Origin of the sequence: Cohnella sp. GCM10012308 (assembly GCF_042649185.1) — a bacterium.
GTDB lineage: Bacteria > Bacillota > Bacilli > Paenibacillales > Paenibacillaceae > Cohnella.
In genome coordinates this window covers 119407-136206 of sequence record NZ_JBHRYU010000013.1, presented here as the reverse complement: position 1 = coordinate 136206, position 16800 = coordinate 119407, and the positions used below count along the sequence as shown (strand labels likewise).

Annotated in this window: 7 protein-coding genes; all 7 read left to right on the top strand. The window is 59.5% G+C overall.

Annotation, left to right across the window (positions count from 1 at the left end; all coding sequences use genetic code 11):
- The first annotated feature begins 17 nt into the window (after positions 1-17).
- The 7 genes from ACFOTD_RS16145 to ACFOTD_RS16115 all read left to right on the top strand — a co-directional run bounded on the left by ACFOTD_RS16145 (position 18) and on the right by ACFOTD_RS16115 (position 16711).
- Complete coding sequence (locus ACFOTD_RS16145) at positions 18-1751, top strand: type 2 periplasmic-binding domain-containing protein (RefSeq protein WP_378120472.1); 1734 nt, start codon at positions 18-20, stop codon at positions 1749-1751.
- A gap of 103 nt (positions 1752-1854) precedes the next feature.
- Positions 1855-2829 carry an ABC transporter permease gene (locus ACFOTD_RS16140; RefSeq protein WP_282910540.1) on the top strand — a complete coding sequence of 325 codons (975 nt, stop codon included), beginning with the start codon at positions 1855-1857 and terminating at the stop codon, positions 2827-2829.
- Positions 2830-2857: 28 nt separating this feature from the next.
- Positions 2858-3781, top strand: coding sequence for a carbohydrate ABC transporter permease (locus ACFOTD_RS16135; protein ID WP_378120551.1), 924 nt, complete (start codon positions 2858-2860; stop codon positions 3779-3781).
- Positions 3782-3952: 171 nt separating this feature from the next.
- The gene (locus ACFOTD_RS16130; RefSeq protein WP_378120549.1) at positions 3953-5098 is read left to right on the top strand and encodes a family 8 glycosyl hydrolase; all 1146 of its coding nucleotides are present in this window, start codon (positions 3953-3955) and stop codon (positions 5096-5098) included.
- Positions 5099-5194: 96 nt separating this feature from the next.
- Positions 5195-7372 (top strand): alpha-glucuronidase family glycosyl hydrolase, encoded by a 2178-nt coding sequence (locus ACFOTD_RS16125; protein WP_378120470.1) that lies wholly within the window; start codon positions 5195-5197, stop codon positions 7370-7372.
- A gap of 247 nt (positions 7373-7619) precedes the next feature.
- Positions 7620-13295, top strand: coding sequence for an endo-1,4-beta-xylanase (locus ACFOTD_RS16120; protein ID WP_378120468.1), 5676 nt, complete (start codon positions 7620-7622; stop codon positions 13293-13295).
- A gap of 686 nt (positions 13296-13981) precedes the next feature.
- Positions 13982-16711, top strand: a complete 2730-nt coding sequence (locus ACFOTD_RS16115) for a hypothetical protein (protein ID WP_378120466.1) — start codon at positions 13982-13984, stop codon at positions 16709-16711.
- The last annotated feature ends 89 nt before the right edge of the window (positions 16712-16800 follow it).

Here is a 16800-nt window from a genome sequence, read left to right as displayed (position 1 = left end):
GAAGGGGATCGAACGCAGTGGCAAAAAAACTGTGGACAGCCGGCATGGCTGCCGCCTTGGCCGTATCGATGACCGCATGCTCGAGCGGCAACAATAACGGCAACGCGTCCTCCGCCGCGCCCGCCGGCAGTTCGTCGGCGCCGGCGAGCGGATCGGCCTCGGCCTCGGCAACGGCATCTGCATCAGAGAAGCCGCTCGACAAGGTTACGTTCAGTTTCTTTAATGGCGTGGCAGGCGAGAAGGATCTGAACACCAACGAGACGACGATCGGCAAGATGCTCGAGGATCAGACGGGCGTAAACTTCAAGATCGAGCATCTGGTCGGAGACCTGAATACGAAGATCGGCACGATGATCGCTTCCGACCAATATCCGGACGTCATCATACCCGACGCGGCGATCGAGGAAGTGCTGAAGGCGGGCGCGTTTATCCCGCTCGACGATCTCATCGAGCAGTACGGCCCGAACATCAAGCGCGTCTACGGCCCGTACTTCGAGCGCATGCGGGCGGACTACGGCGGCAAGATCTACTTCCTGCCCTTCGGACCGCAGGTCGGCGAGTACGTGGCGGATCCCAACATCAACCAGGGCGCGTTCTGGGTACAGCGCCGCGTGCTCAAGGAAGCGGGCTATCCGAAGATCAAGACGCTGGACGAATACGTCAAGCTTGTCGAGGACTATGTCGCCAAGCACAAGGACGAGAATCTGACAGGCATGATCACGCTGACGCACGACTGGCGGTTTTTCGCGACCTCCAATCCGCCGATGCACCTCGCCGGCTTCCCGAACGACGGCAACGTCATGGTCGACATCCATACGAACGAAGCCAAGACGTACGCCGGCTCGGAGAACGAGAAGCGCTGGCTCAAGACGCTTAACGATCTGAACGGCAAAAATCTGTTCGACAAAGCCTCCTTCGTCGATAACTACGATCAATACATCGCCAAGCTGACCTCGCACAAGGTCGTAGGCTTCTTCGATTACGGCTGGCAGATCGGCAACGCGATGAACGTGCTGAAGGACGCGGCGAGAAAGGATCAGGCGCAGGACGACTTCGTCTACTTCCCGCTGCCGGTGACGTTCGACGGCACGCACGACCAGTACCTGGATCCGCCGGGATGGACCAGCAACCGCGGCGCCGGCATCACCAAGAGCGCCAAGGATCCCGCCCGCATTATCCAATATTGGGACAACCTGCTGACGGACGACAATCAGGTGCTCAAGAGCTGGGGCATTAAAGGCGAGACCTACGAAGTGGACGACAAGGGCCGCTTCTACCGGACGGCAGAGCAGATTGCAAAGCTCGACGACGCGTTTAACGAAAAGTTCGGCTTCAAGACGTACGATTGGGATTGGCCGCAGTACGGCACTTCGTCCACGCTTGCGGACGGCAACGCGGTGGCGCCGGGCTTCCAGCCGGAAGTGTTCCAGCTCAGCCTGACCGAAGGCGACAAGACGATCCTGGACAAGTACGGCGTGCAGACCTATGCGCAGATGTTCGACAAGCCCGAAGACCGTCCGTGGTTCCCGGCCTGGAGTATCCCCAAGGAGCAGGGATCGCCGCAGCAAATCTGGGAGACCAAGAAGGACGATCTGCTTAAGAAATACTACGCCAAGCTCGTGCTCGCGAAGCCGGCGGACTTTGAAGGCGTATGGTCCGATTATATGAAGGAATTCGGCAAGCTCGATACGGCCGGCTACGAAAAGTGGTATACGGAGCAGATCAAGAAAATCGTGGAAGTCGCCAAGTAAAGAAAGGTTTTCGATAGAAGGGCTAAGCCGGCTTAACGCGCTGCTTCGTGCTGAGGGCCGGCTTTCCTTTCTATTCTTTAGCCCGACGGAAGGAGCAAGAACGATGGAAAACAACACCGCGCTGCCAACGTCGCCGTCGACGTCGAAGCCAGAGCCGGGTGGGCTGAAGCTGTTCGTCAAAAAACTCGTATCCCAGCGCATGCTGGTTCTGATGTCCGTCCCCTTTGTCATCTGGCTGTTCGTTTTCAAATACGTACCGGTATGGGGATGGACGATCGCGTTCCAGGATTATCAGCCTTCGCTGGCCTTCAAAGACCAGCAGTGGGTCGGCTTTTCGCATTTCCGGTCGCTTTTCTCGGAGGACCGCTTTCTGATCGCCCTGCGCAATACGCTCGCGATGAGCGGCATCAATCTCGTGCTCGGTTTCGTAACGGCCGTGTCTCTCGCCTTGCTCTTGAACGAGGTCCGCAAGGTCGCGTTCAAGCGCGTCGTGCAGACCGTCAGCTATTTGCCTCACTTCATCTCCTGGGTCGTCGCCGCGGGCATCATCCAGACGATGCTGGCGCCGGACGGCGTCGTCAATGAACTGCTCAAGATGTTCGGCGTGATCGAGAAGGGGCAGGAATACCTGTTCCTCGGCAAGGCGGAATGGTTCTGGGGCATCTTCGGCGCCAGCTCCGTGTGGAAGGACGTAGGTTGGAATACGATCGTCTATCTGGCCGCCATCAGCTCCATCGATCCCGCGCAGTACGAGGCGGCGGAGATGGACGGCGCGGGCCGCCTGAGACGGATGTGGTATATCACGCTGCCGGGCATCAAACCGGTCATTATCGTGCTGCTCATCATGAACATCGGCTATTTGCTGGAATCGGGATTCGAGCCGCAGTACCTGCTCGGCAACGGTATGAACGTCGATTATTCCGAGAACATTGACATATTCGTGCTCAAGTACGGCCTTCAGCAGTTCAACTTCCCGCTCGCGACCGCGGCAGGCATGTTCAAGACGGTCGTCAGCTTCATCCTGCTGTTCTCGGCCAACCATATCGCCAAGCGATTGGGACAAGACAGACTGTTCTAAAAAGGAGATGGTCCCTATGGCGAACGCGATGGCGAAGTCGCGGCGGGCCCGCGGCTCGCGACGGCATTCCTCGGTCGGCGACCGGGTGTTCGATACTTTGAACTACGTTTTTCTCACCTTGCTCATGATCGTGACGCTGTACCCGTTCCTCAACACGCTCGCCGTGTCGCTCAACGCCGCCAGCGATTCGATCAAGGGCGGCATCCATCTGTGGCCCCGCCAGTTTTCCGGCGAGAACTACAGATTCGTCTTCGGCGAAGCGACGATCTACAACGCGACGCTGATCTCGGTGCTGCGCACCGTCATCGGCACGATCGTCACGGTGTTCGCGTCCGCGATGGTCGCCTATACGATCAGCCGCCAGGAGTACGTGCTGCGCAAGGTCGTCACGGTCGCCTTTATCATCACGATGTACATTAACGGCGGCCTGATCCCGAACTATCTGCTCATCCGGGATCTGGGACTGATCAACAGCTTCTGGGTGTACATCCTGCCGGGCATTATCGGCGTATTCAACTTGATCATCATCCGTTCCTTTATCGAGCAGCTGCCGGAGAGCATCATGGAGTCGGCGCGGATCGACGGCGCGGGGGACTTCCGGACGTTCATTAACATCGTGCTGCCGCTGTGTCTGCCCGTACTGGCGACGGTGGCGCTGTTCACGGCGGTGTACCAGTGGAATTCGTGGTTCGACGTGTTCCTGTACAACTCCTCCAACGTCAAGCTAAGCACGCTGCAGTACGAGCTGCAGAAAATTTTGCAAAACTCGAACACGACCTCCAGCGCGGAGTCGGCGTTCGCGAATTCGTCGGCGGGCGCTTCGATCAAGGTGTCCCCGCTCTCGATCCGCGCGACGATGACGATTGTGGCGGCCGTCCCGATGATCGTCGTGTACCCGTTTCTGCAGAAGTACTTCGTGAAAGGCATGACGGTAGGCGGCGTGAAGGGATAAGGAAATGAGACAGGCGCGATGGAGAAACGCGTGATGGGTAATGGCGCGATGGAGAACGGCGTGATGGAGAAAGGCGTGATGGAGAAAGGCGAGGTGCCTTCGGCACCGGCGAGGGCGGCGAGCGCAGTGCACGGCGGAGATGGGTCAGTCGGAAAAGGGGGAGACAGCGCGATGAATGGCGGAACGGGTGCTTTTGGCACCGGGCAGTATCCGAACCTGCTTGAACGGTACGGCTATGCGCCGGAGGAGATCGAGGCCAGACTGGCGGATGCGTGGCGGCGGCTGTTCGGCGACGACGAGCGTACCCGGATCTATTATCCGTCCGGCGACGATACGGGTTATATGCTGGATACCGGCAATCTCGACGTGCGGACGGAGGGTATGTCCTACGGCATGATGATGGCCGTGCAGATGGACGACAAGGCGCTGTTCGACCGGCTGTGGCGCTGGACGTGGACGTACATGCATATGAAGGACGGCGTGCATGCGGGTTACTTCGCATGGTCGTGCGCGCCCGACGGGACGCGGAATTCGTCGGGACCAGCGCCGGACGGCGAGGAGTACTTCGCGCTGGCCCTGTTCTTCGCTTCGCACCGATGGGGCGAAGGCGAGCCGCCGCTGGATTATGCGGCCAAGGCGAGGGATATTTTGCGGGCCTGCCTGCACAACGGCGAGCAGGGGCCGGGTTATCCGATGTGGAACCGGGACAACCGGCTCATCAAGTTCGTCCCGGAGTGCGCGTACAGCGACCCTTCGTATCATTTGCCGCATTTTTACGAGCTGTTCGCGTTGTGGGCGGACGAGGCGGACCGGCTGTTCTGGCGTGAAGCGGCCGCGGCGAGCCGGGCGTATCTGCCGCTCGCCTGCCATCCCGAGACGGGACTGGCGCCGGAATACGCCTACTACGACGGCACGCCGAACGATGAGCGCGGCTACGGGCATTTCTACAGCGACTCGTACCGGGTCGCCGCCAATGTAGGCCTCGAAGCGGCCTGGTTCGGCGCAACGCCGTGGATGACGCGCGAAGCGGAGGCGATCCTGCGCTTCTTCGCGGACAAGGACCCGGCCGACTACCGGCGCTACCGGATCGACGGCACGCCGTTCGAGGAAACGGCGCTGCACCCGGTCGGCCTGATCGCGTCCAACGCGTGCGCGGCGCTCGCCGCGCCGGACAGCCCGCATGCGCGCGAGGCCGTCGCGCTGTTCTGGCGGACGCCGGTGCGCGAGGGCGAGCGGCGCTATTACGACAATTGCCTGTACATGTTCGCATTGCTGGCACTGAGCGGGCGGTACCGGATCTGGATGCCTGCGGCCTAGGCGCGGCGGTCGGCAGGGTGCTTGAAGTAAGCGGTTAGAACAGGAGTCTCTGTTGCAGGAGACTCTTTTTATTTGCACGGAAGGGGCGCATGAATAATGATCGCCGGAAAAGCCGGACATGAGGCGTATGAGCAAGCATGGTTGGGTTACAGGCGGTTGGAGGACGAGGCGCTGCGAGCCCGGTATGCGGCGGTATGCGGCAGGTTGATCGTGGTCGGCGAAGGCGATGGGCTGGCTTCGGCGCGGCTGGAGCTGCGTCGCGCGATCAAGGGCTTGCTGGGCTGCGAGCCGGTCGACTTGTCGGCGGAGGCCGAAGCCGGCGTCGGAGATGAAGGGGCGGTAGGGCCGGCCATTGTCGTCGGACTGGCGGATGCGCTACGTGACATATGGGTTAAATCGGCGTCGGGTGCGGCGAGTACGCAGGCAGGAGCAGGAGCAGGAGCGACGGAAATGTCCGACATCGGCTCGTTCGGCGATGAGGACTATGCGATCCGATCCGGCAAGGACGGCAGCGTTTATCTGCTCGGAGGCGGCGCGAAAGGCGTCCTGTACGCAGCATTCGGGTTCATCCGCCTTATGCAGACGGGCGGCGACATTCGCGGCCTCCAAACGGTAGAGCGGCCCGCTTATCCGCTGCGGATGATCGACCATTGGGACAATGCGGACGGTTCCGTCGAACGGGGCTATGCGGGCGGGAGTTTGTTTTTTAATGATGGACGGCTGGGCGAACGGATGGACAGAATTCGCGATTACGCGCGTCTTACGGCTTCAATCGGCATTAATGCGGTGGCCGTCAACAACGTCAACGTTCACGCCGAAGAGACGCGGCTGCTGGCGCCCGAACGACTGGACGACGTGGCGCGGGTGGCCGACGTCCTGCGCGAGTACGGGATCGCGCTTTATCTGAGCGTCAACTTCGCCGCGCCGATCGAGCTCGGCGGGCTCGTTACGGCCGATCCGCTGGACCCGGCCGTCGCGGCCTGGTGGCGCGATACGACGGATGAGGTGTGCCGGCGCATCCCGGGCTTCGGCGGTTACGTCGTCAAGGCAGATTCGGAGCATCGGCCGGGACCGTTCACTTACGGGCGGGATCATGCGGACGGCGCCAATATGCTGGCGAACGCGCTCGCCCCGCATGGCGGCACGGTCATCTGGCGCTGTTTCGTGTACGATTGCAAGCAGGATTGGCGGGACCGGCGGACCGACCGCGCGCGCGCCGCGTACGACCACTTCATGCCGCTCGACGGCGCGTTCCGTGACAATGTCGTGCTGCAGATCAAGCACGGACCGATGGACTTTCAGGTCCGGGAGCCCGTCTCGCCGCTGCTGCTCGGCCTCCGGCGCACGCAGATTGCGCTGGAGCTTCAGATTACGCAGGAGTACACGGGACAGCAGCGTCATCTTTGCTACCTCCTTCCGATGTGGAAGGAGGTGCTGGACTTCGATGGCGGCGACGGCCGCACGGTGGCGGATGCGGCGGGCGGGCTTAAGCGCGAGGCCGGCTTGGAGACGCGAGGCGGAGGGGCGGATGAGCGGGGAGAGTGGCGCGGCGGCCTGGCTGCCGTAGCCAATGTCGGCACCGACCCCAATTGGACCGGCCATCTGCTCGCGCAGGCGAACTGGTACGGCTTCGGCCGTCTCGCCTGGAACCCGTCGGCTTCGGCTGAAGCCATCGGACGAGAGTGGATCCGAATGGCGTTGGGGCTGGACCCGACCGTCGAGGAGACCGTCATCCGGATGCTGATGGACTCGCACGCCATTTACGAATCGTACACGGCGCCGCTTGGCGTCGGCTGGATGGTCAATCCGAACCATCATTTTGGGCCGAACGTCGACGGGTACGAATACAGCCCCTGGGGCACGTACCATTACGCGGACCGGTACGGCATCGGCGTGGACCGGAGCGTCGCGACCGGAACCGGCTATGCGGGACAGTATCCCGCTTCTGCCGCGGCCATGTACGAATCTCCGCAGACATGTCCGGACGAGCTGCTGCTCTTTTTTCGCCATGTTTCCTACGACATGCGCCTCAAGAGCGGCAAAACGGTCATTCAACACATTTACGATACGCGCTTCGAGGGCGCCGAGCGGGCGGCCGGACTGCTGACATCCTGGGACAGCATCGCAGACCGGCTCCCCGCGCGCGTCTACGTGGAAGTCCGCGAGCGTCTCGCCTGCCAAGCCGAGCATGCGCAGGAATGGCGGGACCAGCTCAACAGCTACTTTTACCGCAAATCCGGCATTCCGGACGCTCGCGGCCGGACGATTTATTGAACTTGCCGCAGCAAGGAAGCGGCTGGTTTGTATTTAAGTGACGATTCGCGTAAAGGCGAGAATCTTTATTTTTTATAGTAAATCCCATAGTTTGCCGGGTACGACCCTGCTGGCGGAAATTGCATAATGAAGAAACGCAAGCGACTATGAAGCGCTTACATTGCGTGGCCGGTTTTCCTCGTTGATGCTGCCGGCCGTGCATGTACCGCTTGCGAATCCAGAACAACGTTCAAGGGGGAATGCCTGGATGTGGAAAATAAGAGTCAAGCCCGTACTCGCCTTGCTGCTCGGCATCGCGATCGCGGTGCCGACTGGCTTGGGCGCAGGCCAAGCGGCCGCGGCCGCCGTGGGAGACACGGTGATGAGCGCCGGCTTCGATACGGGCACGGACGGCTGGTTCAAGCGCGGGACAGAGACCGTCGCGCAGTCGACGGCGGCCGCGCAGAGCGGAGCGGGCAGCCTGCTCGCGACCGGCCGCTCGGCGATGTGGAACGGGCCGGGCGTCAACGCGAACGCGCTCGTGCCTGGCGCGACGTACGACTTTTCCATCTACGCCAAGCTAAAGGAGGATACGCCGGTAGGATCGGCGACGGTCGAGCTGACGATTAACCAGCAGGGACTGCCCCAAGGCGACGCCGGCGCCTATGCCAAGATCGACGCCAAGCCGGTTACGGCTGCCGATTGGGTGCCGCTTCAGGGCCGGTTGACGGTCGACGCGCGCGCCTCCGGCTACCAGGTATACGTGCAGTCTACAGACAGCGCGACGGTCGATTATTATGTGGACACTTTTGCGGTCAAGCTTGTGTCGCTGCCGGTCGGGGAGCCGGCGCCGTCGGCGAAGATCCCCGTCGTTCTATACCACAAGGTGAACGCGATCGCCGAATCGGGCAACGATTACCAGACGACGCTCGACCTTTTCAAAAAGCAGATGAAGTACCTGTCTGACAACGGCTATACGACGCTGTCCGCGCAGCAGTACGAGGAGATGATCCGCGGCGACCTGGCGCCCCCGGAGCGGCCCGTCCTGCTGACCTTCGACGATGGCACGCCCGATTTTTATAGCAATGCATGGCCTGTCCTGAAGCAGTACGGCATGAAGGCGACGCTCTTCATCGTGGCCGATTGGATCGGCGAAGGCAAATACGGGATGACGAACGCGCAATTGGCCGCGCTCGCGGCGGATTCCAATCTCGACCTGGAAAACCACACGAAGACGCACGGCGATCTGACCAAAATGGACAAAGCGGCTGCGCAGGCCGATATCGCGGCAGGAGGCGCGTTTCTGGAGAGCCTGACGGGCGAAAAGCCGCGTATGCTCGCTTATCCGAACGGCGCCTACAACGCGGACGTCGCTCAGGCGGCGGCAGCCGAGGGTATCGAGCTGGCGTTCAAGGTGGGCGACGGCATCACGCGGCCGTCAGACGACAAGCTCGCGCTTGGACGCGAGATGGTGCTGGCGGGCGACACGCTCGCGACGTTCGCGGCCAAGATCGGCGGACCGACGCCGCCGGCGGAGCCTGGACCGGTATCGGGCACCGTCGTGCTGTCCCAGAGCTTCGAGGACGGGCAGCAGGGCGGCTGGGAAAATCTGAGCTGGGGCGGGACCGGGACGATTGGCGTGTCCGCGGATACGGCATCGGACGGGACGCATGCGCTCAAGTTCAGCGGCCGCGGCTCGCGGGCCAGCAGCCCGACGCTGAACCTGACGAGCCTTATGCAGTCCGGGCGTACGTACGACCTGTCGCTGAAGGTGAAGCTGGGCGAGGGAACCGATACGCTGCATCTCGCGTCCAAGGTCGCATCGCCGCTGTTGGATAATCAGTATCCGTGGCTTGCGGGGGACCGGGAGGTAAGCGCCGAAGGCTGGACGACTTTTGAGGTGAAAAGCTTCGAAGTGCCGGCGAATACGTCGGAGCTGCGCATCTGGATCGAATCGGCGACCGGTTCGACGTCCGTGGCGGATTTCTATATCGACGAGGTTGTTCTCAAAGACGTCACGCCCGGCGAGGGCGAGCCTGGTGAAGGCGAGCTCGATCAGAGCGGCGTGCTGGCCGACTTCGAGGACGGTCAAGGCGACTGGGTGCGCCGGTTCGGCGACGGAAATATCGCCGCGACCGATGCGGTCAACCATACGGAAGGCGGCTCGCGCAGCCTGCTCACGACCGTCTCCCAACAGTACGACGGCCCGCTGCTGGACGTTATGGGCAAGATGCACAAGGGCTATAAATATAACTTGTCTGCCTGGGTGCGCATGGCGCCGGGGCAGTCTCCGACGGCGCTGCGGATCTCCGTGCAGTCCGGCGACAGCGCGTTCACGAACGTCTCCGCTAACGCAAGCGTGACCGCGGATGGCTGGACGCAGCTGAGCGGCACGTTTACGGTGGCTACGACGCCGTCCGTGCTGCGGGCTTACGTAGAGGCAGCCGACAATATCGGCGGCGAACGTTCGTTTTACCTCGACGACTTTGCGCTGGCCTACGTCGGGCCGGTGGCCGGACCGCTGCCGATCCAGACGGATATCGACGCGCTGAAGAACGTGTACGCAGATTCGTTCAAGATCGGCGCGGCGGTGGAGCCGGCGCAGATCGAGGGCGACGCCAAGGCGCTGGTCGATTTCCACTACAGCTCGATCGTGGCCGAGAACTCCACGAAGCCCGCATCGTTGAACCCGTCCGAGGGCGTTTGGAACTGGACTTCGGCGGACAAGATCGCGCTGTATGCCAAGGATCACGGCCTGGACTTCCGCTTGCATACGCTCGCCTGGCATTCGCAGGCCGCCGAGTGGATGTTCAAGGACGAGGCGGGCCAACCGCTGGCCGCGACCCCGGAGAACAAGACGCTCGTGTTAAACCGGCTGACGACCTATATCGAGACGGTAGCGCGGCATTTCAAAGCGCTCGGCGTTCAGATCCAGTCCGTCGACGTGGTCAACGAAGTGATCGACGAAGGCCAGCCGGACGGCATGCGGCGGAGCGAGTGGTTACGGCTGACCGGCACGGATTTTATCAAGACGGCGTTTACCGTCGCGCGCCGCGAGCTTCCGGACGCCAAGCTGTACATCAACGATTACAACACGCACGATCCAAAAAAACGGGACTTTCTCTACAGTCTGGCGACGACGCTGAGAGCTGAAGGCGTTCCGATCGACGGCGTCGGGCATCAGACGCACATTAACATCAGCGGGCCGTCAGTCCAGCAGATTTCCGATTCGATCCGCAAGTTCGCCGAAGCCGGCTTCGACAACCAGCTGACCGAGTTGGACGTATCGGTGTACACGAACAACAGCACGAGTTACGAGCCGATTCCGGAGGATATTCTGGTCAAGCAGGGCTACCGTTTCAAGGAGCTTTTCAAGGAGCTGGTCCGGCTCGACGAGGCGGGCAAGGTCGCGGGCAATCCCGAAGGGTGGATCAGCAACGTAACGCTGTGGGGCGTCGCGGACGACTATACGTGGCTGCATAATCGCGGTACGACCCGTCAGGACGCGCCTTTCCCGTTCGATAAGCGGCACCAGGCCAAGTATGCCTACTGGGGCATGATCGAAGCGGTGAAAACGCTGAATCCGTCCAAGCTGCCGCTCACGGCAAAAGCCGCGAACACGGCGCAGGGCTCGCCGGCGAACGCCGCGGATCAAGCGTGGCAGACCGTTCCGGCGATGTATACGGAGAGCCTCGGTACGCTGGACGCCGAGGTGAAGACGCTATGGGACGCGCAGCAACTGTACGTTCGCGTTGCGGTCCGGGACCTTACCGGTACGCCGACGGATCAGGTCGAGCTGTTCGTCGACGACGGCCGCATCCGCAAGCTAGTCTTCCCGCGCGGTCATTCGTCCATCGTGGAGACTGCTGACGGATACGTGCTGGAGACGGCGATTCCAGTGGATGGAGCGCTTGGTAAACAGGTGAAATTCGACGTGCGAGTGACCGACAAGGGGATTAACGACGGTACGGAGCAGGGCGGCAACGGGGTGATCGTCTCCTGGAGCGATCCGCGCAGCTCGCAGGACGGCGACAGCCTGGGCTACGGCGTGCTGACGTATATCGAGGCCACCCGGATCGGCACGGCGCTGCGCGGCACGCCCGTCATCGACGGCGAACCCGACGGCATCTGGTCCGCGGCGCCCGCCTACCGGACGGACGTCGTCGTCGAGCAGCATGGCGGCGCGGCCGCGAAGGCCGAGTTCCGCACGCTGTGGGATGCGCAGTACTTGTACGTTTACGCGGTCGTGACTGACGCTCAGCTGAGCGATGTCATCGCGAACGCCTGGGAACAGGATTCGCTGGAGATTTTCGTCGATCAAAATAATGGCAAGACGGCTGCATACGAAGATGACGACGGTCAGTATCGCATCAGCTATAAAAATGCGAAAACGGTCGGCGGGCATGCGAGAGACGACAACTATATCTCTGCCACGAAGCTTGTAGAGGGTGGGTATGCCGTGGAGGCTGCGATCGCCCTTGATACGATATCGCCTGCCACAGGCACGTTGATCGGCTTCGATCTGCAGGTCAATAACGATCAGGACGGCGGGACGCGGGACAGCGTATTCACCTGGAACGACCCGACCGGACAGTCCTACGCGAACACCTCCAGATTCGGCGTCTTGAAGCTCGCGGAGACCGCCGGGCCCAAGCCGGATGACGGTACGAACGGACCGGTGACGGGGACGAATCCGGGAACGCAGACCGGCGCCGATCCGATCGCCGTGACGACGGATGCCAAAGGCAATGCGACGGCGAGCGTAGGCGCGGCGGCATTTGCGGAAGCGCTGAAGGACGTGAAGGAAGGACGCATCGCTTTCAACGTTCGAATGCCAGCCGGCACGAAGAGCATGGCCGTCCAATTGCCGCTTGCACAGGTGAAATCCGCGGACGAGGCAGGCGTGCGAGAAATTCGGATAAACACGGGACTTGCCAACTTTACGCTGCCGCTCTCGTTGTTGGAAGAAGCGGGCCTCGCAGGGGACGTCGAACTGAGCGTGAGTCTGAAGGATGCCGCCGCGCTGTCCGGGGAAGTCCGCGGGAAGATCGGCGAACGGCCGATTTACGACTTCACGCTGCGTGCAGCCGGGACGCGAATCGCCGCGTTCGGCGCGGACAGGAAAGTTCGGGTAGCGATACCTTATGCGCAGGAGCCCGGCATCCGTCCAGGCCAGGTCGTGATCTATGCTGTATCCGATAACGGCGAACTTGAAGTTATCAAGAACGGCCGCTACGATCCGGCCGCGGGCACCGTTACGTTCGATGCAAGCCATTTCAGCCTGTATGCTGCAGCGCCGGTACAGGTACGCTTCGCCGACGAGCGTCTGGCGCCTTGGGCGACGGACAGCATTCTCGCGCTAGCGGCGCGGGGCATCGTGAACGGCGTAAATGGCCGCAATGGCAACGACGCTAGCGGCTCGAGTGCCGTAAGCGAACCGAATGTCTCGAGCGTCGCAGCAGGCGCTTCTGAAGTCTTCTTCGCGCCGGAGCGAGCGGTCACGCGTGCCGAGTTCGCGCAGATGCTCGTGCGGGCGCTCGATCTGAAGGCCGACGATGCTTCTGCCGCGCTGCCGTTCGCTGACGTCAAGGCGAATGACTGGTACGCAGACGCCGCTGCGGCAGCCTATCAAGCCGGCATCGTGCGGGGCAAAGGAGACGGCACCTTCGGCGGCCGGGACCGGATCAGCCGTCAGGATATGGCGGTCATGACGCACCGGGCGCTGCTCGCAGCCGGGGCCGACCTTGGCGCAGCGGCCCAGGAGGCAGCCGCCTTTGCGGACGAAGACGCGATCGCGAACTACGCCCGGGAAGCCATAGCCGCGCTTCGCCGGACCGGCGTCGCGAGCGGCATGCCGGACGGCAGCTTCGCGCCTGGCGGTACGTGCACTCGCGCGCAAGCCGCGGTCATGCTGGAACGTGTGCTTCTGCTGCAGTTGCGGTGACCGAAGCGGCGATGCCGCTCAGCCAGGCTGTTCTTTGATCTTTCATCCTAGGGCATCGAGAATTCTATGGAGGGGCTGTCTCAAAGGGGTCATCAATTTGACCTCAGAGACAGCCCTGTTTTTCATTTGCGATACGCGCTTCGATGGCGCCGAACGGGCTGTCAGACTGCTCGTTGCCTCAGACGGCATAGCGGACCGGCTTGCCGTATGCGTTCATGCGTGGGTTCGAGATAAGCTCGCGCATCAGGCCGAGCATGCGAGAGAAAGTGAATAAATATCTTGTTTATCGGTATTGAAGCTATTTACATATAAAACACATTATATTATATATAATTTATAGACTTGAATCGTCTATTAAATGCAAAACATTTGAGAGGTGAGGTGCGTTTATGAAAGGTTCATTCAAGAAAGGCATACTGTTAGGCTTGCTTCTTTTGTTGACGAATGGAATGGCGAACAAAGCTTTTGCCGACGATTTTATGATCAGTTTTTTTCTGGCTCCGCCGGCAGATCTTACGAACGACACGCAGTACGATTATATTGAAAACGCTTACATTACTCATGTTTTGAATGGAATCGGAACAAGTATCAATACGGTCGGAGAAAACACGGCATTGTTGGACAAGTCCGCGGCGAGAGGGTTGAAAGGCATCGTGGCCGACGACCGGCTCTGGTATGTCGACGGGTTGTCGGATGCGGAGATTGACGATTTTGCGGATGATTATAACGCGCATTCAGGGCTGGGCGGATTCTATGTCCGCGACGAGCCCGACACTAGCAGATGGCAAGGCTATGCCAAGGCGTATAACCGCTTCCTGTTCAACAAAACGAACGCCATTCCTTATGCGAATTTATTTCCCACCTATGCCGATCCTTACACACAACTGGAAATTGCGCCTACGCCAATCGCGTCGCAAACCGTTGTGGGCAACGGAACCTGGGTGAACAGCACGAATCGGCTGGGCCAGACCTTTAAGACCGCCGCCGATTCCAATTACATTTTTGCCATTGAGTTGAATATAGACGCCTCGTCCTGGGGATCGACCGAAGGTCTTACTTTAACGTTATGGGATTCGCCTTCAAAGACCGTTCGATTATCCTCAAGCACGCTTTTTGCTACCAATAACGGAGCGTTTCCTCGCTTTGAATTGCTGACGGCGGTTTCGCCGAATACGACCTATTACTGGGAACTGACGCACAACGGCGGCGGAGACAATTCGGTAGGCTGGGTTACGACATCGACATCGGACGCTTATGCTGACGGGGCTGCTTACAATACGGGAACGGTCCAGGCCAACGATTTTTATTTCAAGGCGCTTTCAGGCAGAGCCCAAATTCCCGTATCGCCCGTTCTGCAATCCACCAGAGATGATGTAAGCCACTATGTCAGCAGTACGAACAGCCTGGGACAAACCTTCAGAACTTCCGCGGAAATGGATTATATCGGGAATATGGAATTGTATATTAATTACAATACCTGGAGCACGACAGAAGGGCTCACCCTTTCGCTGTGGAATTCACCGGCCAAAACCACTTTGCTTTCGTCCAAGACGCTTTATTCGACAAATAATATGAATCATGTGTTGTTCGCTATGAACACTGCCGTAACGCCGAACACGGATTATTATTGGGAATTGACTCACAATGGCGGCGGCGACAATTCCGTGGGTCCAATCTCGGGGGCCAGCTCATTGAACGGGGCGGATTTGCCTAATGGCTCCGCTTACATTAACGGAACGATGCAGAACTGGGATTTTTATTTCAAAGTTTTCAAAAAACCGTTGGCCAAAAAAACGCTGCTCGCATCGCAGACCTTGTTGCAAAGCGTAAGCTCGGTTTCGAGCGCGGCACGTCTTGGACAAACTTTTCTGAATCCTGCTAACAACACCAAAATCGATACCGTACAATTGTTGATCGATTCCAATACATGGACGGCGGGAAACACGCTTACATTGAAGCTGTGGGACTCCCCGTCAAGAACAACGCAGTTTGGTTCCACGGTCACCTTGCCTTTCACGAACAGCTTCAATAATCCGGCGTTTGCCGTCAATGCGACGGTTGTGCCGAACACGAGTTATTACTGGGAGCTTACATTAAGCGGTTCGGGTTCCATTACGGTTTGGAATTCCGCGGGCAATGTGTATGGGGACGGTTCGGCTTACATCAACGGTTCAGCCGTCGCCAAGGATTTCGTATTTAAGGCATTCGGTGCTGCAGCCATTAGCGACAAGGTGCTGGAACAAAAGACGACGGGCAGCGGGACCTTCGTCAGCTCCGCGAGTCCGGTCGGACAAACCTTTAGGACCCCTGCCAATCTGGATCGCATGCTGAAGTACGTAGAACTGTATATCGATTACAACACATGGGCGAGTACAGAGGCGTTGACATTGTCCGTCTACGATAATACGGCGAAAAACCAATTACTCGGCAAGGCGACGCTTAACCAGACCAATAACGGTTTTTACCCTCGCTTCCCGGTCAATGCGCTGCTTAAACCGGATACGACGTATTATTTTGAGCTGTCCCACAACGGCGGCGGCGACAACTCGGTAGGTTGGGTCGTCCATTCCGCAACGAACGCGTATACCGATGGCACAGCGTACCAATCCGGCACGGCACAGACCTGGGATCTCTATTTCAGAAATTTATATACGGAATTCTATTCCGATTATCTGGACGAGTGGGTGGATCTGGTAGGTCCTTTAAGTCTGAAGTACTTATCCTATGATCATTATCCTTTCCAGAATGGCGGCTTGACCGTCGATTATTTCCTTAATCTTGAACTGGTCAGGGATACCGGTCTAAGGAAAAAGGTGAAAACGCATATGTTCCTGCAATCCGTCGGATTGGGCGGTTATATGAACAGACCGAACGAAAACCAAATGCGCTGGAATGTTTACACTGGCCTTGCTTACGGCATGAAGGGGCTGTCCTGGTTTACATGGAAAACGCCGGAGTTGATAGAGGGCCCGTTCACTACAGCGATCATCGACCGTGACGGAAACAAGACTGATCTATACGCGCCGGTACAGACGCTGAACGCTGAGATTACCCGGCTTGGACCGACACTGATGGGGCTTACGAACCGTGATGTGTATCATTCCGGCAGTACGTATACAGGCGTGCGGGGGGTGCCGAATAACTTCTTCTGGAAGCCGGGCAATTCTTCCGACGACGTAATCCTCTCCTATTACCAGAACGCTTTGGGGCGCAAATATATTATGGCGGTCAACAAATCTTTAACGACCACAACCAGCTTCACCTTTAATCTGAATCCAAAACCGGCCTCGGTAACCGAAGTATCGAAAACGACCGGCCTGGAGGTCGCTACAGCCTACAACACGGTTACCGGTTCGCTTACCGCTTCGTTCCTTCCCGGCGAAGGCAAGCTCTACGCGTTGCCCGCTGGATACTGAGTCGACACGGGCGGAACGATTGAGCTGACATTAAACGAGTAAAGCATCGAAGCAAGCGGTCTAAAGATAAGGCTGGCTGCTTCGATGCT